The sequence below is a fragment of the Azospirillum sp. genome, from assembly GCF_035627195.1.
Classification (GTDB): Bacteria; Pseudomonadota; Alphaproteobacteria; order Azospirillales; family Azospirillaceae; genus Azospirillum.
In genome coordinates this window covers 15,994-35,964 of record NZ_DASPMG010000294.1, presented here as the reverse complement: position 1 = coordinate 35,964, position 19,971 = coordinate 15,994, and the positions used below count along the sequence as shown (strand labels likewise).

16 protein-coding genes are annotated in these 19,971 nt (G+C 71.8%); 10 read left to right on the top strand and 6 right to left on the bottom strand.

From position 1 onward, the window contains the following. Positions 1–324 precede the first annotated feature (324 nt). The 3 genes from VED21_RS27065 to VED21_RS27055 are packed head-to-tail and all read right to left on the bottom strand — an operon-like array spanning position 325 to position 3,915. Positions 325–1,539 carry an ABC transporter substrate-binding protein gene (locus VED21_RS27065; RefSeq protein ID WP_324887933.1) on the bottom strand — a complete coding sequence of 405 codons (1,215 nt, stop codon included), beginning with the start codon at positions 1,537–1,539 and terminating at the stop codon, positions 325–327. Between the two features lie 40 nt (positions 1,540–1,579). Further along, positions 1,580–2,749, bottom strand: coding sequence for an iron-containing alcohol dehydrogenase (locus VED21_RS27060; RefSeq protein ID WP_324887931.1), 1,170 nt, complete (start codon positions 2,747–2,749; stop codon positions 1,580–1,582). After that, complete coding sequence (locus tag VED21_RS27055; protein ID WP_324887929.1) at positions 2,749–3,915, bottom strand: acetyl-CoA acetyltransferase; 1,167 nt, start codon at positions 3,913–3,915, stop codon at positions 2,749–2,751. The genes VED21_RS27060 and VED21_RS27055 overlap by 1 nt, the downstream gene beginning before the upstream one ends. A 279-nt stretch (positions 3,916–4,194) precedes the next feature. Between VED21_RS27055 and VED21_RS27050 the strand changes: the two genes are divergently transcribed. The 7 genes from VED21_RS27050 to VED21_RS27020 are packed head-to-tail and all read left to right on the top strand — an operon-like array spanning position 4,195 to position 11,548. Further along, on the top strand, positions 4,195–5,265 hold the full coding sequence (locus VED21_RS27050) for a phosphotransferase family protein (RefSeq protein WP_324887927.1): 1,071 nt from the start codon (positions 4,195–4,197) through the stop codon (positions 5,263–5,265). Between the two features lie 38 nt (positions 5,266–5,303). Continuing rightward, positions 5,304–6,485: an acyl-CoA dehydrogenase family protein gene (locus tag VED21_RS27045; protein ID WP_324887925.1), complete on the top strand. Its 1,182-nt coding sequence runs from the start codon at positions 5,304–5,306 to the stop codon at positions 6,483–6,485. Further along, positions 6,482–7,261, top strand: coding sequence for an SDR family NAD(P)-dependent oxidoreductase (locus tag VED21_RS27040; protein WP_324887923.1), 780 nt, complete (start codon positions 6,482–6,484; stop codon positions 7,259–7,261). The genes VED21_RS27045 and VED21_RS27040 overlap by 4 nt, the downstream gene beginning before the upstream one ends. Next, a complete protein-coding gene (locus VED21_RS27035; RefSeq protein ID WP_324887921.1) occupies positions 7,258–8,445 on the top strand; it encodes a CaiB/BaiF CoA-transferase family protein in 1,188 nt (395 codons plus the stop codon). The genes VED21_RS27040 and VED21_RS27035 overlap by 4 nt, the downstream gene beginning before the upstream one ends. Positions 8,446–8,476: 31 nt before the next feature. Continuing rightward, positions 8,477–10,090 carry an acyl-CoA synthetase gene (locus VED21_RS27030; protein ID WP_324887919.1) on the top strand — a complete coding sequence of 538 codons (1,614 nt, stop codon included), beginning with the start codon at positions 8,477–8,479 and terminating at the stop codon, positions 10,088–10,090. Continuing rightward, positions 10,087–10,848, top strand: a complete 762-nt coding sequence (locus VED21_RS27025) for a FadR/GntR family transcriptional regulator (protein WP_324887917.1) — start codon at positions 10,087–10,089, stop codon at positions 10,846–10,848. The genes VED21_RS27030 and VED21_RS27025 overlap by 4 nt, the downstream gene beginning before the upstream one ends. 22 nt (positions 10,849–10,870) lie before the next feature. Next, positions 10,871–11,548: a nitroreductase gene (locus VED21_RS27020; protein ID WP_324887915.1), complete on the top strand. Its 678-nt coding sequence runs from the start codon at positions 10,871–10,873 to the stop codon at positions 11,546–11,548. A gap of 47 nt (positions 11,549–11,595) precedes the next feature. Here the strand turns inward: VED21_RS27020 and VED21_RS27015 are convergent, their stop codons facing one another. Continuing rightward, positions 11,596–12,609, bottom strand: coding sequence for a zinc-dependent alcohol dehydrogenase family protein (locus VED21_RS27015; protein WP_324887913.1), 1,014 nt, complete (start codon positions 12,607–12,609; stop codon positions 11,596–11,598). Between the two features lie 27 nt (positions 12,610–12,636). Next, the gene (locus VED21_RS27010) at positions 12,637–13,758 is read right to left on the bottom strand and encodes a CaiB/BaiF CoA-transferase family protein (protein WP_324887911.1); all 1,122 of its coding nucleotides are present in this window, start codon (positions 13,756–13,758) and stop codon (positions 12,637–12,639) included. Between the two features lie 135 nt (positions 13,759–13,893). Between VED21_RS27010 and VED21_RS27005 the strand changes: the two genes are divergently transcribed. Genes VED21_RS27005 through VED21_RS26995 form a run of 3 tightly spaced genes read left to right on the top strand, consistent with a single transcriptional unit; the run spans position 13,894 to position 18,896 of the window. Next, positions 13,894–15,453 carry a class I adenylate-forming enzyme family protein gene (locus VED21_RS27005; protein WP_324887909.1) on the top strand — a complete coding sequence of 520 codons (1,560 nt, stop codon included), beginning with the start codon at positions 13,894–13,896 and terminating at the stop codon, positions 15,451–15,453. A gap of 47 nt (positions 15,454–15,500) precedes the next feature. Next, positions 15,501–16,709, top strand: coding sequence for an acetyl-CoA C-acetyltransferase (locus VED21_RS27000; RefSeq protein WP_324887907.1), 1,209 nt, complete (start codon positions 15,501–15,503; stop codon positions 16,707–16,709). A gap of 24 nt (positions 16,710–16,733) precedes the next feature. After that, complete coding sequence (locus VED21_RS26995) at positions 16,734–18,896, top strand: 3-hydroxyacyl-CoA dehydrogenase NAD-binding domain-containing protein (RefSeq protein ID WP_324887905.1); 2,163 nt, start codon at positions 16,734–16,736, stop codon at positions 18,894–18,896. Positions 18,897–19,078: 182 nt separating this feature from the next. Here the strand turns inward: VED21_RS26995 and VED21_RS26990 are convergent, their stop codons facing one another. Continuing rightward, the gene (locus VED21_RS26990) at positions 19,079–19,969 is read right to left on the bottom strand and encodes a LysR family transcriptional regulator (protein WP_324887903.1); all 891 of its coding nucleotides are present in this window, start codon (positions 19,967–19,969) and stop codon (positions 19,079–19,081) included. Between the last annotated feature and the right edge of the window lie 2 nt (positions 19,970–19,971).

Genomic DNA, 19,971 nt, shown 5'->3' with positions numbered 1-19,971 from the left:
GGGCGCACCCGTTGGACCGGTCAATGAGCCTGAAAATGTTCAGGGCCATGATAAGCGAAGAATTCTTCTTCGAACTCTTTGCTTACATGCGATAGCCCTCCTTGGCGGGGGAGGGGTTGGGGAGAGGGGGATTACGGCCGGCAGGGCGGAAGTGACTTATGTCCCGGCTTCCGCCGGTAACTTCCCCCTCTCCCCAACCCCTCTCCCGCAAGGGGAGAGGGGCTATACGGCAACCCCAGGCCCCTCAAGCGAAAACCCAACGCCGGGCACGCTTCACATCCGCCCGGAGCCCTATCCGGCAGCCCGTGCGGCCCCGCGTCTTCCTCACTTCACCAGCGGGCAGCCGCCTTCGGCCATCGGGCGGTAGGCCTCGTCGCCGGGGATGGTGGCGACGACCTTGTAGTAGTCCCACGGCTCCTTGGACTCGGCCGGGCTCTTGACCTCCAGCAGGTACATGTCGCGCACCACGCGGCCGTCCGGGCGGATCTTGAAGTTGGTGCTGAACATGTCGTTCACCGGCAGCTCCTTCATGGCCTTCGCCACGGCGAGCGAGTCGTCGGTGCCGGCCTTGTCGATCGCCTTCAGGTAGTGCAGCACGGCGCCGTAGACGCCGGCCTGCGCCGCCGTCGGCGCGCGGCCGCCGTGCTTCGCCATGAAGCGGCGCGACCACTCGCGGGTCTTGTCGTTCATGTTCCAGTAGAACGGCTCGGTCACCACCAGCCCCTGTGCGTCCTTCAGGCCGATGGCGTGCACGTCGCTGATGAACATCAGCAGGCTGGCGAGGCGCTGCCCGCCCTGGGTGATGCCGAACTCAGCCGCCTGCTTGATGGAGTTGACCGTGTCGCCGCCCGCGTTGGCAAGGCCGATCACCTTGGCGTTGGAGGATTGCGCCTGCAGAAGGTAGGAGGAGAAGTCCAGCGTGTTCAGCGGGTGCCGGACGGTGCCCGCTACCTTGCCGCCGGCCTTCTCGACGAAGGTGATGCCGTCGCGTTCCTGCGAATGGCTCCCGGCGTTGTCGCCGGTCAGGAAGAACCAGGTGTCGCCGCCCTGCTTGACCAATGCCCGCACCGTGCCGTTGGCCATGGAGTAGCTGTCGTAGGTCCAGTGGATGGTGGTCGGCGCGCACTGCTTGCCGGTGAACTCGGTCAGCGCCGGGCCGGAGAGCAGCAGCATGCGGTTCTTCTCGCGCGTCACCGTCAGCACGCCCAGCGCCGTGGCCGAGTGCGGCACGTCGGCGATGGCGTCCACCTGTTCCTCGTCGATCCAGCGCCGGGCGAGGGTGGAGCCGATGTCCGGCTTGTTCTGGTGATCGGCGGTGACGATGGCCACGGGCTTGCCCAGGACGCTGCCGCCGAACTCCTCCACCGCCATGCGCGCGGCGATGGCCGAGCCCTCGCCGCCCAGGTCGGCGTAGGGGCCGGAGCGGTCGTTCAGCACGCCGATCTTGACCACGTTGTCGGAGATCTGCGCCGCCGCCGGGCCGGCCATGGAGATAGTGGCGATGCCGGCCAGCAGGGCCGCGGTCAGTGCCGTCTTCATGTCGTTTCCTCCCATGTCTTATTGGCCAGGTTTTTTGGTTTCAGAAAGCCGCGCGCAGGATCGCCATCGCGTCGTCCACGGTGGTGACCGGGCGCAGGTTCGCCTTGACGAAGGCGTTGCCGAGCGCACTTTCGGCCACGCGCGGCAGGGTTTCGGCCGCCACGCCCAGATCCGACAGGCGGGTCGGCAGGCCGAGTGCGGCGATCAGGCCGCGCACCACCTCGGCCGCCGGCCGGCCGGGGCCGCCCAGCGCCTCGGCGATCCACGCCTGCCGCCCGGCCGAGACCGGCTCCGTGTAGGCCAGCACGGCGGGCAGCAGCACGCACGACGTCAGGCCGTGCGGCACCCCGGCGAGGGCGCCCAGCTGGTGCCCCAGCCCGTGGCTGGCGCCGTAGCGGACGCGCCCGATGCCGCAGGCGGCGAGCCAGACGCCAAGCTGGCACCGGTGCCGCGCTTCGACGTCGTCCGGCCGCGTGTGGGACTGCCGCAGCCCCTCGCCCAGCAGCGTCAGGCCACGCAGGGCGAGCGCGTCGGTGAAGGGGTTGGCGTCGCGCGACAGCACCGTCTCGATGCCGTGGTCCAGCGAGCGCACGCCGGTGGACAGCCACAGGCCGGCCGGCGTCGCGGCGGTGAGCCAGGGGTCGAACACCACCACGTCGGGCGCAAGATTGTCGGACTTGTAGATGTGCTTGATGCCGGTCGTGGTGTCGGTGGCGCCGCCGATCATGCCGAACTCCGCCGCCGACAGGGTGGTGGGCACGGCGACGATGGGCACGACGCGCCCCACCGGGGAGGGCCGCATCTCCCCCTGGGCGCCGGGGACGGAGCGCAGCGCCAGCAGCGCGTCATGGTCGGCGGCCCCGGCGTTGGCGGCAAGCGCCCCCACCTTGGCGGCGTCCAGCGCGCTGCCGCCGCCGACCGCGACGATCAGGTCGGGCTGCGCCCGGTCGATCTCCGCGGCGAGATCCAGCACCACCGTGAAGGGCGTGTGCGGCTTGAGGTCGCCGAAGACCGGCAGCGCCGTATTCCCCAGCGCCGCGATGGCCTGCTCCACCACCGGGTGGCGGCGCAGCGACCCGGTGACGACGGGCAGCACCCGCGCGCACCCGCGCTCCGCCACGATGCGGGGCAGGGCGTCGGCCAGCCGCGCGCCGTAGTGCACCACCGGCTGGCGCAGCAGCGCCAGGGAGCCGCCCGCGACCGCGTCCATCACCGCACCCGCTCCAGGATGCTGACGTAGTTGGCGACCGCGGCACCGCCCATGTTGAAGACGCCGGCCTTGGTCGCGCCGGGCACCGGCACGCCGGCGGGCGTGCCCATCAGCTGCATGGCGGCCATCACGTGCATGGACACGCCGGTGGCGCCGATGGGGTGGCCCTTGGCCTTCAGCCCGCCCGACGGGTTGACGGGCAGCCGCCCGCCGACCTCCGTCCAGCCCTCCGCGATGGCGCGATGGCCCTCGCCGGGTGGGGTCAGGCCCATGGCCTCGTACTCGATCAGCTCGGCGATGGTGAAGCAGTCGTGCGTCTCGACGAAGTCGAGGTCGGCCAGCGTCAGGCCGGCCTGGGCCAGCGCCGCGTTCCAGGCGACCGTGCAGCCCTCGAACCGGGTCATGTCGCGCCGGCCCATGGGCAGGAAGTCGTTCACCTGCGCCTGGGCGCGCAGCCCCACCGACTTGGCCGCGCCGACCGCCACGTCGCCGTGCGCCAGCACCAGCGCCGCCGCCCCGTCCGACACCATGGAGCAGTCGGTGCGGCGCAGCGGGCCGGCGACGATGGGGTTCCTGTCGGACACCGTGGCGCAGAACTCCAGCCCCAGGTCCTTCTGCATGTGGGCCAGCGGGTTGGCGGTACCGTTGCGGTGGTTCTTGGCGGCGATGCGGGCCAGCGCGTCCGACTGGTCGCCGTAACGCTGGAAGTAGAGCTGCGCGATGCGCCCGAAGATCCCAGCGAAGGAGCCGCCTTCCTCCGCCTCCTCGGCGACGTAGCTGGCGGAGACCAGGGCCTGCTGCACCAGGGAGGCCGGGGCGGCGGTCATCTTCTCCACGCCGACGACCAGCACGGTGCGGGCGCGGCCGGCGCCGATGGCCATGGACGCCTGCCGGATGGCGGCGGAGCCGGTGGCGCAGGCGTTCTCCACCCGTGTCGCCGGCTTGAAGCGCAGCGCGTCACCGGCCTGCAGCGCCAGCGAGGCGGGGAAGCCCTGCGGGTCGAGGCCCTGGTTGAAGTGGCCGACGACGATCTCGTCGATGTCGGCGGGCGCCAGCCCGGCGTCGGCGATGGCGTCGGCGGCGACGCGCACCACCAGCGATTCCAGCGTTTCGACATCCAGCTTGCCGAAGCGGGTGTGCGCCCAGCCGATGATGTGTCCGTGCATGCGGTGTCCCTTCTCCCTGCGGGAACGGTCGGCGGCGGTTCGCTGCGCCATTATTGTCCGACAGTTCGACTGTCACACCAGTGCCGGACCGGAGTCAAGGGGGTTTGTGTGGGAGGTTTGTGGGTTGGGTTGAGCGCCAGCGAAGCCCAACGTGTTCGGGACCAGGACTCTGTTGGGCTTCGCCTGTGGCTCAATCCAACCTACGATGCCCGTCTTGACAGTTCCAGAATCCGGTGCTTACACTCCGATTGTCGGACAATAATTCGCCCGGACGGACCCATGCCCCTCGATCCCGCCCTGTTCCGCGCCCCGGAGGAGACCGTCCCGCTGGACTGGCCGGCCATCGCCGCGCACCTGGGGCGGAGCGGCCTGCGCCTCGACCTTGCCGAGGCGCCGCGGCAGTTCCGCGGCGGGCTCGCCAACCTGAACTTCCTGGTGACGGTGGACGGCGCGCACGCCGTGCTGCGCACGCCGCCGCCGGGGCCGCTGCCGCCGGGTGCCAACGACATGAAGCGGGAGCACCGCATCCTCAGCCGGCTGTGGCGCGCCCTGCCTCTGGCGCCGCGCAGCCTGCACCTGTGCGAGGACGCGGACGTGGCCGGCCATCCCTTCGTCATCCTGGAATACCGGCCGGGCATCACGCTGCCCGGCGCCAACCCGGCGCGGCTGGCGGCGGAGCCGGCGGCCGGCGCGCGGCTGGGGCCGCTGATGGTCGACGTGCTGGCCGACATCCACGCCATCGACCCGGCGGCGGTCGACCTCGACACCCTGGGCCGGCCCGACGGCTTCCTGGAGCGCGCGGTCGCCGGCTGGTCACAGCGGGCGGAGCTGTGCGCGGGGCCGGGCGGCCTGGACCCGCTGGTGGCGGAACTGGCGGCGTGGCTGCGCCGGAACGCCACGCCGGGCGGGGCGCCGACGCTGCTGCACAACGACTTCAAGCTCGACAACATGATCCTGGAGCCGGAGCGGCTGACCCCCGTCGCCATCGTCGACTGGGACCAGGGTACGCGCGGCGACCCGCTGTTCGACCTCGCCACGCTGCTCAGCTACTGGACGGAGGCCGGCGACCCGCCGGCCATGCACCGGCTGGCGCAAATGCCCACCGCCGCGCACGGCTTCCCCACCCGGCGCGAAGCGGCGGAACGCTACGCCGCGCGCACGGGGCGCGACCTGTCGGGCTTCCGCTTCCACCGGGTGCTGGCGCTGTTCAAGCTGGGCGTCGTCTTCCAGCAGCTGCACGCCCGCCACGTCAGCGGTGCCACGACCGACCCGCGCTACGCCGGCTTCGGCGATCTGGCGCGTGGCATCTTCGACTTCACCCACGAGGTCAGCCAAAACCGCTGCTTCTGAACAGCGGCCGTAAGAGCATGCAGGGAAGGAAACGCACCATGGACTTCTCGCTTCCACCGGAGGTCGCCGAGCTGAAGGCCCGCACGGAGGCCTTCGTCCGCGACGCCCTCATCCCGCTGGAAAGGGACCCGCGCCAGACGCCGCACGGGCCGACCGACGAATTGCGGCGCGAGCTGAACGCGCTGGCGCGCGGGGCGGGGCTGCTGTCGCCGCACATGCCGCGCGAATGGGGCGGGCTGGGGCTGAGCCACGGGGCCAAGGCAGCCGTGTTCGAGGCGGCGGGCTACGGCCTGCTGGGGCCGCTGGCGCTGAACATCGCCGCGCCGGACGAGGGCAACATGCACCTGCTGGAGCAGGTCGCCGACGAGCGGCAGAAGCGCCGCTGGCTGGCGCCGCTGGCGTCCGCCGAGGTGCGCTCCTGCTTCGCCATGACGGAGCCGCATCCGGGGGCCGGGGCCGACCCGGCGCTGCTGGCGACCCGCTACCGCAAGGCGGCGGGCGGCTACGTGATCAACGGCACCAAATGGCTGATCACCGGGGCGGACGGCGCCGCCTTCACCATCATCATGGCGCGCGACGAGGAGTCGCCCGAGGGGCAGCCGCGCGCCACCATGTTCCTGGCCGACATGGACCGGCCGGGCATCGTGATCGAGCGCACGCTGGACACCATCGACCAGAGCTTTCCCGGCGGCCACTGCGTCGTCGCCTTCCAGGACCTGTTCGTGCCGGAGGAGGACGTGCTGGGCCGGGAGGGGGAGGGGTTCCGCTATGCCCAGGTCCGCCTCGCCCCGGCGCGGCTGACGCACTGCATGCGCTGGCTGGGGGCGGCGCGGCGCGCGCACGACGTCGCCACCGACTACGCGCGGCGCCGCCACGCCTTCGGCAAGCCGCTGATCGACCATGAGGGCGTGGGGTTCCAGCTGGCGGACAACGAACTGGACATCCACACCTGCCGCCTCGTCACCGCGCACGCGGCCTGGGTGCTGGACCAGGGGCAGAAGGGGCGGCACGAGTCCAGCGTGGCCAAGGTCATCTGTTCCGAAGCGATCTGGCGGGTGGTGGACCGCAGCATGCAGGTGATGGGCGGGCTGGGCACCACCGGCGACGCGGTGGTGGAGCGCATCTTCCGCGAGGTGCGGCCGTTCCGCATCTACGACGGCCCGTCGGAGGTGCACCGCTGGAGCATCGCCCGCAAGCTGGCGCGGGAGGGTGCGCGATGAGCCTGCACGACCTGAAAAGCCTGTTCGACCTGACCGGCACGGTCGCCGTCGTCACCGGCGCCGGCCGCGGCCTGGGCCGCGCCATGGCCGCCGGGCTGGCGGCGCACGGGGCCGAGGTGGTGCTGTGCGGCCGCACCGCCGGCACGCTGGCCGCCACCGCCGACGAACTGACGGCAGAAGGCGCCAAGGTCTGGTGGAAGACCGCCGACGTGTCGCGGGAGGAGGACGTGACGGCCCTGCTCGCCGCCGTGCTGGAGCGGCACGGGCGGGTCGACGCGCTGGTCAACAACGCCGGCATCAACCCGATCTACAAGGCGCCGGAGCGCACGGACGCCGCCGACTGGCAGAACATCATCGACGTCAACCTGACCGGCGTCTACCTGTGCTGCCGCCACTTCGGCGCGGCGATGGTGGAGCGCGGGCGGGGCAGCGTGATCTCCGTCAGCTCGGTCGCCGGGCACGTGGGATTGCGCCGGACGCTGCCCTACTGCGCCGCCAAGGGGGGCGTGGAGCTGATGACCAAGTCGCTCGCCCTCGACTGGGCGCCCAGGGGGGTGCGGGTGAACTGCATCGCACCCGGCTATTTCGAGACGGACCTGACCGCCGGCATGCGCGACCACGCAGCACTGTCCGAAAGGCTGCTGGGCCAGACGCCCATGGGCCGCTTCGGCAAGGCGGAGGAGCTGGTGGGGGCGGCGGTGTTCCTGGCCTCCCCCGCGTCGTCCTACGTGACCGGGCAGAGCATCGTCGTGGACGGGGGGTGGACCGCGCAATGACAGTCTTTAAAGACGCTTTGGCGGGCCTGACCGTCCTCGACCTCACCCGCCTGCTGCCGGGCGCCTTCTGCACGCAGATGCTGGCCGACCTGGGGGCCGAGGTGATCAAGGTGGAGGAGCCGGGGCGCGGCGACTACAACCGCGAATTCCCGCCGATCAACGTGCGGGAATCCGGCTCCTTCCTGCTGCTGAACCGCAACAAGAAGAGCATCACCGTCAATCTGAAGACCGAGGAGGGCAAGGCGATCCTGCGCCGTCTGGCGGCCCGCGCCGACATCCTGGTGGAGGGCTTCCGCCCCGGCGTCATGGACCGGCTGGGCGTGGGGTACGAGGCGCTGGCTAAGGAGAACCCGCGCCTGATCTACTGCGCCATCTCCGGCTTCGGCCAGGACGGGCCGTATGCGAAGACACCGGGGCATGATCTGAACTACATGGCGCTGGCGGGGGCCTTGCAGCTGTTCGGCAAGGCGGGGGAGGGGCCGATCGTTCCGGGGCTGTCCATCGCCGACCAGGGCGGCGGCTCGCTGATGGCGGCGTTCGGCATCCTGGCGGCGGTGCTGGGCCGCGCCCACACCGGCAAGGGGCAGTTCGTCGACGTGTCGATGACGGACGGCCTCGTCGCCTGGCTGCCCTACCACGCCGCCGATTATCTGTTCGCCGGGATCGAGCCCAAGGGGGGCGAGCGCCGCTTCCTGGGCCAGGCGCCCTGCTACAACGTGTTCCGCTGCGCCGATGGCCGGCACATCACGCTGGGCCTGATCGAGGAGGTGTTCTGGCACCGCTTCTGCGACCTCGTGGGCCTGTCCGACCTGAAGGACGTGCAGTGGCCGGAGGGCGCGGAGGCCGAGGCGCAGATGCGCCGCGTCGCCGAGCTGATGGCGACGCGCACCTGTGCGGAGTGGATGGCGCTGCTCGGCCCCGCCGACCTGCCGGTGGCGCCGGTCAACAGCATGCGGGAAGCGTTCGAGGACCCGCAGCTGAAGCATCGGGAGATGCTGCTTGCGATGGACCACCCGGTGGAGGGCCGCATCCCGCAGCTGGGCTTCCCGATCAAGTTCTCCGACACGCCGGGCCGCCTGCGCGCGCCGCCGCCGCTGCTGGGTCAGCACAACGAGGAGGTGCTGCGCGCGCTCGGCTACGCCGACGGCGACATCGCGGACCTGCGCGCCAAGCGCGCCATTTGAAGAAGAATAGAGCACGAGGGGAGGAGACGTCATGACCCGGTTCGAATGGAACCTGCCCGCCACCTTCAACTTCGGCGCCGACGTGGTCGACCGCTTCGCGGAAGACCCGGCGCGCGTGGCGCTGCTGTGGTCGAACGCCGAGGGGCGGGAGGAGCGCTACACCTACGCCGACATGGCGCGCCTCACGAACCGCTTCGCCAACCTGCTCGCCGGGCGGGGCATCCGCAAAGGCGACCGCGTCGTCGTCATGCTGCCGCGCGTGGCGCAGTGGCAGGTGGCGCTGGTCGGCTGCCTGAAGCTGGGCGCCGTGCCGATCCCCTGCATCGACATGCTGACCGAACGCGACGTCGCCTACCGCGCCGCCCACTCGGGCGCGCGCGCGGTGGTCACCACCGCCGCCAACGCCGGCAAGTTCGCCGCCATCGGCGCGCCGCTGGAGGTGCGCGTGGCGGTGGGTGGCGCGCCGGGCTGGACCGACTACGCGGCGGCCATGGAGGACGCGTCCGATACGTTCGAGGCGGCGCGGATGCTGCCGGACGACCCGGCGATCATCTACTACACGTCGGGTTCGACGGGGCATCCCAAGGGGGTGACGCACGCCGCGCGCGGCCTGTACGCGTGGCGGGTGTCGGCGGAACACTGGCTGGGGCTGAACGACGGCGACGTCATGTGGTGCACCGCCGACACCGGGTGGAGCAAGGCCGGCACCAGCATCCTGTTCGGGCCGTGGAGCCGGGGTGCGGCGGTCGTCTTCCACGACGGCCCGTTCGAGCCGCGCCGCCGCTTCGAGATGATCGAGCGGCACCGCGTCAACGTCTTCTGCGGGGCGGCGACGGAGTTCCGCCGGCTGGTGCAGGAGGACATTTCGGCATTCGATCTCTCCTCGTTGCGTCACGCGGTGTCGGCCGGCGAGACGGTCAACCCGGCGGTGGTGGAGCGCTGGCAGGCGCTGACCGGCATCCCGCTGCGCGAGGCGTACGGGCAGACCGAGACGCTGATGACCATCCTCACCATGGCGGACCGGCCGCCCAGGCCCGGCTCCATGGGCCTGCCGTCGCCCGGCACCGAGATGGCCGTGCTGGACGAGGAGGGCCGCCGCCAGCCGCCGCGCACGGCGGGGCAGCTCGCCATGCGGCTGCCCAACCCGCAGGTCATGCTGGGCTACTGGGAGGATAGGGAGCGCACGGCGCAGGCGCGCATCCGGGGAGATGAGGGCGAATGGTTCCTGACCGGCGACATGGCGCTGGTGGACGAGGACGGCTATTTCCACTTCCTCGGGCGGAACGATGACGTTATCAATTCCGCCGGGTACCGCATCGGTCCGCTGGAGGTCGAGAACGCCCTGATCGAGCACGCCGCCGTCCAGGAATGCGCCGTCGTCCCCAGCCCCGACGAGGAGCGCGGCGAGGTGGTCAAGGCCTATGTCGTGCTGCGCCCCGGCGCACGCGGCACGCCGGAGCTGGTCAAGGAACTGCAGGACTTCGTCAAGGGCATCACCGCCCCCTACAAGTATCCCCGGCGGATCGAATTCGTCGAGGAGCTGCCCAAGACGGTGAGCGGCAAGATCCGCCGGCGCGACCTGAAGGAACGCGAGTTCGCGGGCCACGGGCCAAATCTCGGGGCAAACCTCGGTAAGGAAGCATGAAGGCGACCTCCAAGCTGTCGATCGGCAAGATCTCCGTGGCCCCGGCCTACAAGGTGGTGTCCAACGCCATCGAGCGGCAGATCATGCAGGGCATCATCAAGGCCGGCGACGTGCTGCCCTCCGAGACCGCGCTGGCCGAGCAGCTGGGCGTCAACCGCTCCACCGTGCGCGAGGGCATCCGCCTCCTGGAGCAGACCGGGCTGGTGCGGCGCCTGGGCGGCAAGAAGCTGTTCGCCAGCGTGCCGCACGTGCACGAGACGGCGGCGCACGTCAGCCGCGCCATGGTGCTGCACGAGGTCACCTTCGAGGAGCTGTGGGAGACCATCATGGCGCTGGAGCCGGTCGCCGCCGAACTGGCCGCCGAGCGCGCCACGGAGGAGGAGATCGCGGCGCTGGACGACAATCTGGAGCGCACGCGCCGGTCGCTGGCCAACAGCGAGAGCCTGACGGCCCTGGACATCGAGTTCCACCACCTGATCGCCAAGGCCTCCCACAACCGCGCGCTGCTGCTGGCGCGCGAACCGCTGAGCCACCTGTTCTACCCGGCCTTCTACAACGTCATGTCGCGCCTCAACGCGGGCGAGCGGCTGTTCTTCGCCCACGACAAGATCCTGGAAGGCATCCGCAACCGCGACCCCAAGACGGCCAGGAGCTGGATGGAGAAGCACATCGTCGACTTCCGCCGCGGGTATGAGCTGGCGAACCTGGACATCCACGCCCAGGTCGACCCCTCCTGCCTGCCCACCGCGGCGGACTGACCGACGGGAAAGGGCGAGGATCATGCTGCTGTCCGCCGTCGACGCCGTGCGCACGCGCCGCAGCGTGCGCGCCTTCACCGCCGAACCGGTGCCGCGCGACACCGTCGAATACATCCTGGAACTCGCCAGCCGCGCTCCCAGCGGCACCAACATCCAGCCCTGGCGGGTCTACGCCGTGGCCGGGGCGGCGCGCGACGCGCTGTCGGCCGAACTGGTGGCCGCGCACTTCGATCCCGGTACGGACGCGGAGGAGGAGTACGACTACTACCCCACCCAGTGGTTCGAACCTTATCTGGCCCGCCGCCGCAAGGTCGGCTGGGATCTCTACGGCCTGCTGGGCATCGCCAAGGGCGACACGGTGGCGATGGCGCGCCAGCACGCCCGCAACTACGAGTTCTTCGGCGCGCCGGTCGGCCTGTTCTTCACCCTGGATCGCCGGATGGAGGTGGGCAGCTGGCTCGACCTCGGCATGTTCATGGAGAATGTGATGGTGGTGGCGCGGGGCCTGGGCCTCGACACCTGCCCGCAGGCCGCCTTCACCAAGTTCCATCGCATCGTGCGCCGCCACCTGGGCATCCCCGACACGGAAATCCTGGTCAGCGGCATGGCGCTGGGCCACGCCGACCCGGACGCGCCCGAAAACCGCCTGGAGACGGAGCGCGCCCCCGTCGGCGAGTTCTCGCGCTTCGTCGGCTTTTAGGACCGCCGGCGGGCCGGCTCGACAGGCTTGGGCAGGTATGAGGCCACCTACACCGGCGGCCGTTCAAAGAGGCGGCCGGTCAGCAGGATCTTGCCGGTGCGCCCCGGCCGGGCGGCGTGTTCCAGCGCCTCCCGGACGCGGGCGAGCGGGTAGGTGGCCTCGACGGGCACCGACAGGTCGCCGTTCGCCACGAGGCGCGCCAGCGTCTGGTAGAGGTCGCCGCGCTCCTCCCGGCTGGCGCGGGTCAGCCAGCCGTGCAGCCAGAAGCCGCGCAGCGACACGTCGCGGAACACCGTGTCGTGGGAGGCGACGCGGCAGGCCTCGCCGGACAGCAGGCCGTAGTTCACCACCACGCCGCCCTCCGCCACGGCAGCGGCCAGCCGCTGCGTCGCCTCGCCCCCCACCGCGTCGACGGCGAGGCAGGGGCGATTGGCGCCGGCGATCCGCCCGACGCGTTCGGCCAGATCCGGGCCGTCGACCAGCACGTGCCTGGCGCCGAAGGCGCGCAGCTCGGCGGCGGCGTCCTCGCGCCGAACCACGTTGATGGTGTTCACGCCCAGCGTGGCGGCCAGCTTGATCAGCCAGTGGCCGGTCGCCGAGTTGGCGGCGTTCTGCATCACCCAGTCGCCGGGCCGCAGGGCGACGAAGCGCGCCAGCATCAGCCACGCGGTCGCCGGGTTGATGCTGAGCATGGCGAGCTGGAGCGGGTCCGCCTCCGGCAGGGGCTCCAGCGCCTCGGCCGGGGCGGTGAGCCGTTCGCGCCAGATGCCGGTGTTCACGAAGTGGCGGTTCAGCAGGACGAGGTCGCCGGCCCGAATCCCCTCCACGCCCGGACCGGTCGCGGCGACCCGGCCCACGCCCTCGCCCCCGCCGAAGGCGGGCAGCGCCGCCGTGGTGTTGCCGTAGCGCCCCTCCAGGCGCAGCAGGTCGGCCGGGTTGATCGGCGCGGCGACGACGTCGACCAGCGCCTCCCCCGCCAAGGGCGGGGTGGGCTCCGGCGCGTCGATCAGTTCGGCGACGTCCGCCGGGGTGCCGAAGCGGGAAAAGCGTACGAGATGCATGGTGCCTTCACCGGGTTTGAAACGGGTTCAGGACGCGGACGGCGCCGCGCGGCGCCAGCCCGCCAGGATGTCGGCGACCGGCGTCGGCGCGGCGGCCGGCGGTCCCTGGACGGCCGAGGGCGTGCGGGAGAAGCGCGGGGCCGGCGCCGGCTGCACCATGCCGCCGACCGCCGTGAAGGTGCCGCGCGCGGCGAGGTGGGGGTGCGACGGCGCCTCTCCCATGGTCAGGATGGGGGCGACGCAGGCGTCGGTCCCTTCCAGGATCGCGCACCATTCGGCGCGCGTACGCGTGCGAAACAGCGCTTGCAGCCGCTTGGTCAGGGCCGGCCACTCGGCCGGGTCGTCGCGCTTGGCGAAGGCGGGGTCGGTGAGGCCGGCGCGCGTGCACAACTCCGCATAGAACTGCGGCTCGATCGGGCCGACGGCGAGGTGGCCGCCGTCGGCGCATTCGTACGTCGTGTAGAAGGGCGCGCCGCCGTCCAGCAGGTTGCTGCCGCGTTCCTCCACCCAGCGGCCCTGCGCGGCCAGCGTCAGGAACATCGCCATCAGGGAGGCCGCGCCGTCGCACATGGCGGCGTCCACCACCTGCCCGCGGCCCGAGCCGCGCGCCTCGATCACCGCGGCCAGTACGCCGGCCACCAGGAACAGCGCCCCGCCACCGTAATCGCCCACCAGGTTCAGCGGCGGCACCGGCTTCCGCCCCTTCGGGCCGATGGCGGCCAGCGCGCCGGTGATGGCGATGTAGTTGATGTCGTGCCCGGCGGCGTGGGCCAGCGGCCCTTCCTGCCCCCAGCCGGTCATCCGGCCGTAGACGAGCGCCGGGTTGCGGGCCAGCGCCGCGTCGGGGCCGAGGCCGAGGCGCTCCATCACGCCGGGGCGGAACCCCTCGATCAGCACGTCGGCGGCGGCGATGAGGTCGAGCGCCCCGGCGACGCCGGCCGCGTTCTTGAGGTCCAGCGCCACGGTACGCCGGCCCCGCGCGGTGATGTCGCGCGGGTCGTCCGGGCGGGCCCCGGCGCGGTCCACCCGCACCACGTCGGCCCCCATGTCCGACAGCATCATCGCCGCGAAGGGGCCGGGGCCGATGCCCTTGAACTCCACCACCCGCAGGCCCCGCAACGGCCCGCGCGCCTCCGCCGCCTGTGACATCACCGTTCCTCCCCCGTGCCGCCATTGTTTGGATGGCATCATAAACATTCTGTTGACACCAAACAAGTGTTTGGTAGCCTGTGCGTGAAAAGCGGACCCGCGCCGCCACGAGAAAGCCCCGGGGAGGGATGAACCATGCCGACGTTCGACGACATCAACCTGTTCCTGCCGGACGTCTGGGCCGGGCACGCCCGCCGCACCCCCAACAAGCCGGCCGTGGTGTGCGGGGAGCGCCGGGTGACCTGGGCGGAGTTCAACGGCACCATGAACCGCCTCGCCAACGCGCTGCTGTCGTCGGGCCTGCGCAGGGGCGACCGGGTCGCCGTGCTGGTGTCCAGCTCGGTCGAGGCGATCGAGGCGATGTTCGGGGTGGTCAAGGCCGGCGCCTGCCTGATCCCGTGCAGCAGCCTGCTCACCCCCGACCAGCTGGCAGTGCTGCTGAACGACGGCGGGGCGGAGTTCCTGATCGTCTCCGCCGACCTGCGCCACCTGATCGACCCGATCCGCGACCGCCTGCCGGCCCTGCGCGCGGACGGCTGCATCGGCGTCGGTTTCGAGGGCGGCGGATGGCGCTCCTACACGGGATTCCTGGAGGGTGCGTCGGACGCGGAGCCGGACGTCCGCTTCGCCATGGGCGACGTGTTCAGCATCATGTACAGCTCCGGCACCACCGGATTGCCCAAGGGTGTCGTGCACACGCACCGGGCGCGCCAGTACTTCTGCGTGTCGAACGCCGTCGAGATGCGTTTCGACAGCACCGCCCGCGCGCTGACCAGCACGGCGCTCTACACCGCCGGCACCTGGCTGATGGTGATGCCGGTCCTGTTCGTCGGCGGCACGCTGCACATCATGCCGCGCTTCACGCCGCAGGACTTCCTGAACACCGTGGCGCGGGAGCGCATCACCCACACCTTCATCGTGCCCAGCCAGATCACCATGACGCTGGCCGAGACGCGGCTGGAGGACCACGACCTGTCCAGCCTGCGCACCGTGCTGTCCGCCGGCTCGCCGCTGCGCCCCGACCTGAAGGCCAAGGTGCTCTCCCACCTCGGCCACGCCTTCTACGAGCTGTACGGCTTCACCGAGGGCACCTCCACCCTGCTGCGGCCGGAGGAGCACGAGGCCAAGTTCCTGTCCGTCGGCTCGCCCCTGATCGGGCAGGAGATCGCCATCGTCGACGGCGAGGGCCGCCGCCTGCCGCCCGGCGAGCCGGGGGAGATCGCCGGCCACGGGCCGGGGCTGCTGCGCGAGTACCACGGCAAGCCGGAGGAGACCGCCGCCGCCATCTGGCGGGACGAGCGCGGGCGGACCTTCGTGCGCTCCGGCGACATCGGGCGGCTGGACGCGGACGGCTACCTCACCATCCTCGACCGCAAGAAGGACATGATCATCACCGGCGGGCTGAACATCTTCCCCGCCGACATCGAGAAGGTGGTCAGCGAGCACCCCGACGTCCTGGACATCACCGTGGTCGGCGTGGCGCACGAGAAGTGGGGGGAGACGCCGGTCGGCGTCGCCGTCCTGCGCGACGGCGCCACGGCCACCGCCGACGAGCTGCTGGCCTGGGCCAACGCGCGGCTGGCCAAGCACCAGCGCCTGACGCGCCTGGACATCCGCGCCGAACTGCCGCGCAACGCGCTGGGCAAGGTGCTGAAGCGCGAGCTGCGCAAGGAATTCAGCGAGCAGGGGGCCTGAACCCCGCCGCTTCCCGACACATGGGCCCGATATAAGGGTGAGAGACGATGCCTGAAGCCTACATCTACGACCACGTCCGCACCCCGCGGGGCCGCGGGCGCGCGGACGGCGCGCTGCACGAGATCACGCCGATCCAACTGGCCACCCAGACGCTGGCGGCGCTGCGCGACCGCAACGCGCTGGACACCGCGCTGATCGACGACGTCGTCATGGGCGTGGTCATGCCCATCGGCGAGCAGGGCTGCAACATGGGCCGCGTGGCGGCGCTGAACGCCGGCTATGCCGAAACGGTGTCCGGCTACCAGCTCAACCGCTTCTGCGCCTCGGGGCTGGAGGCGGTGAACGTCGCCGCCGCCCGCGTCAGTGCCAACGAGGTGGACGCGGTGGTGGCGTCCGGCACGGAATCCATGTCGCGCGTGCCCATCGCGTCGGACGGTGGGGCCTGCTACAGCGACCCGCAGGTCAACTGGAACACCTGGTACATCCCGCAGGGCATCGGCGCCGACCTGATCGCCACCATGGACGGCTACACGCGCGAGGACGTCGACGCCTTCGCGCTCGAAAGCCAGCGCCGCGCCGCGCACGCGTGGGAGCAGGGATGGTTCGACCGCTCCGTCGTGCCGGTGCGCGACGTGGTGGGACAGGTGGTGCTGAGCCGGGACGAGCACGTCCGCCCCGGCACCACCATGGCCGACCTCGCCAAGCTGAAGCCGGCCTTCGCCGCGGCGGCCGAGCAGGCCGGCTACGACGCGGTCATGCTGCAGCGCTACCCACAGGTCGAGGCGATCGAGCACGTGCACACCGGCGGCAACTCCAGCGGCATCGTCGACGGCGCCGTGGCCGTTCTGGTCGGCAGCCGGGAGTACGGCGACCGCGCCGGGCTGAAGCCGCGCGCCCGCGTGCGCGCCTACGCCTCCATCGGCAGCGAGCCGGCGATCATGCTGACCGGCCCGGCGGCGGTGACGCGCAAGGTGCTGGCCCGCGCCGGCATGTCCATCGGCGACATCGACCTGTTCGAGGTGAACGAGGCCTTCGCGTCGGTCGTCATGCGCTACATGCGCGAATTCGACCTGCCGCACGACCGGGTGAACGTGGCCGGTGGCTCCATCGCCATGGGCCACCCGCTGGGCGCCACGGGCGCCATGATCCTGGGCACCGTGCTGGACGAGCTGGAACGGCGCGGCCAATCGACCGCCCTGATCACGCTGTGCGCCGCCGCCGGCATGGCGACCGCCACGATCATCGAGCGCGTCTGAGCGCGCCCCCAAAGGATCCCCGACATGAGCACCATCACCTTCACGCTGGGCGACGACGGCGTGGCCGTGCTGACCATCGACGCGCCCGGCCGGCCGCAGAACGTCTTCACGCCGGAGTTCGCCGCCGACCTGGACGCCGCCATCACGCGCATCGCCGGGGACCCGGCGGTCAAGGGCGCCGTCGTCACCTCGGGCAAAGCGTCCGGCTTCATGGCCGGGGCCGACCTCAAGGACCTCGTGGGTGCCTACGAGCGCGGCATCACGGCGGCGGAGGCCGCGGAGTGGGTCCTGGCCGCCTCGCGCCTCTACCGCCGGCTGGAGACCTGCGGCAAGCCGGTCGCCGCCGCCGTCAACGGGCTGGCGCTGGGCGGCGGGTTCGAGCTGTGCCTGGCCTGCCACCACCGCGTGCTGGCCGACGACCCCAAGGCCGTGGTCGGCCTGCCGGAGGTCACCGTCGGCCTGTTGCCCGGCGGCGGCGGCACCCAGCGCCTGCCGCGCCTGATCGGCGTGGAGGCGGCGCTGCCGCTGCTGCTGGACGGCACGCGCCTGAAGCCGGCGGATGCCCTGAAGCTCGGCCTCGTGAACGAACTGGCGCCGGCCGCCGAGGTGGTGGCGCGGGCGCGTGCCTGGGTGCTGGCCAATCCCGGGGCGCAGCAGCCGTGGGACCGCAAGGGCTTCCGCGTGCCGGGCGGGACGGGTCCGCTGGCGCCGTACGCCGCGCGCACCTTCCAGGCCGGCACCTCGCGCCTCAAGGCCGCCACGCAACGGAACTACCCGGCACCGCTCGCCATCCTGTCGGCCGTGTACGAGGGCACGCAGGTGCCCATCGACGTGGGCCTGCGGATCGAGGGCAAGTACTTCGGCACGCTGCTGAGCGGCCCGGTGGCGCGCAACCTGATGCGCACCCTGTTCCTCAACAAGGGCCGCGCCGACAAGCTGGAGCGCCGGCCGGCCGGCGTGCCGAAGGCCGCCGTGCGCAAGCTCGGCATCCTCGGCGCCGGCATGATGGGGGCGGGCATCGCCCACGTGGCCGCCGCCGCGGGCATCGAGGTGGTGCTGCTGGACCGCAGCGAGGAGGCGGCATCCAAGGGCCGGGCGCACGTGGAACGCCTGCAGGCCCGCGACGTGGAGCGCGGCCGCACGACGCGGGAGCGGGCGGACGCCATCCTCGCCCGCATCGTGCCGACCACGCGGTACGAGGATCTGGCGGGGTGCGATCTGGTGGTGGAGGCGGTGTTCGAGAACCGCGCCATCAAGGCCGAGGTGACGCGGGCGGCGGAGGCCGTGCTGTCCGGCGACGCCGTGTTCGCCAGCAACACCTCCACCCTGTCCATCACCAGTCTGGCACAGGTGTCGGCGCGGCCGGAGCGCTTCATCGGCGTCCACTTCTTCTCGCCGGTCGAGCGCATGCCGCTGGTGGAGATCATCGTCGGCGCGCGGACGTCGCCGGCCACCGTGGCCCACGCGCTGGACTTCGTGGCGCAGCTGCGCAAGACGCCGATCGTCGTCAACGACAGCCCCGGCTTCTACACCAGCCGCATCTTCTGCTCCTACATCGACGAGGGCATGGCGATGCTGGCCGAGGGCATCGCCCCGGCGCTGATCGAGAACGCCGCGCGCATGGCCGGCATGGCGACCGGGCCGCTGGCGGTGACCGACGAGGTGTCGCTCGACCTCCAGCGCCTCGTGGTCGAGCAGGCGGAGGCCGACGGGCTGCCGGACCGCTTCCGCCGCCTGCACGCCCAGCCGGTGATCGGCACCTTCAACGAGTTGGGGCGTCTGGGCCGCAAGAGTGGCGGCGGTTTCTATGAGTACCCGGCGGACGGGCGCAAGCGGCTGTGGCCGGGCCTGGCGGACCTCTACCCCCCGCGCGCCGACCAGCCGGACTTGGAGGAGGTCAAGACGCGCCTCCTGACCATCCAGGCGCTGGAAAGTGCGCGTTGCGTCGAGGAGGGCGTGATCACGCAAGCGGCGGACGCCGACATCGGCTCCATCCTCGGGCTGGGCTTCCCGACCTGGACCGGCGGGGCGCTGTCCTACATCGACACGGTCGGGATCGGCGCCTTCGTGGCGGAGTGCCGTCGGCTGGCCGAGCGCCACGGCCCCCGCTTCCAGCCGTCGGCGTGGCTGGAGGAGCGGGCACGGCGCGGGGAGCCGTTCCTGCCGCCCGAAGCACAGGCCGCGTGACCGGGCACGGACAGCTTCACCCGGATCGACGCGTTCCGCCCGCCATCCTTCCCCCCCGGCAGGTGGACGCGCGTGGCACGGCGCACCCCTCGGCGCCGTGCCCGGCTGGCCCGGTCCAGCCGTGATCCGGGGCGTCGGCGGGCCGGGTGCGGGATCGCCGCCCCCGGCCCGGCCGCCACGCCTCAGCCCGCCCGTATGCCTTTGGCGAGCTGCCAGAGCCGGTCGGAGGCGGGGAAATGCCGGTCCGTCCGCCGCATCAGCTTGAACGGAACCATCGGCGAGGACTCCAGCGGCAGGCCCGAGACGCCCGGCGGATGGGGCGTGTGGAGGGTGTATCGGAAATGCGCCATGACCAGCGCCGACGGCCCGCTGTCCTGCAAAAGCAGGTTCGGCTCCACGTCGAAGACCTGCACGAGCTTGGCGCCGAACCCTTCGAGCGGGGCGTAGAGGATGTCGAACTGCCAGGGGTGAAGGGCGCGGGTGTAGACCGCCACCCGCCGTCCGGCCAGCGCCTGCGCCGGTATCGCGGTGGTGTGCGCGGCCAGCGGGTCGTCGTCGCGGAACAGCACCTCGACGCCCAGGTCGCACAGGACGATCTCCTCGAACCCGTCGGCTGCCGGTCCGGTCAGGAAGGCGAGGTCGAGGTCGCCCGCCCGCAGCCGTTCCAGCAGGACCGGGCTGTATCCGGCCTCCAGCTCGATGTCGATGCCCGGCGGCTGCTGGGCGAAGGTGCGCAGCAGGTCGTACCGGGCCTTGATGTTCACGCTGTACGGCGGCGCGCCGATGCGCAGGCGGGCCGTGGCGCGGCGGCGCAGCCGCTCGGCCGTGTCCTCCGCCGTCGCGGCGGCCTGCGCCAGGGCGCGCGCGGCATCCAGGAAGATCAGCCCCTCCTCCGTCAGCTCCACGCGCCGGGTGCTGCGCGCGAAGAGGGCGAATCCCAACTGCTCCTCCAGCTTGCGGATCTGCGTCGACAGCCAGGGCTGGGCGATGCGCAGCCGCTCGGCCGCGCGGGTGAACGACCGTTCCTCGGCGACGATGGCGAAGTAGAGGGCGAGGCGGAGGTCCAGCTTCATCG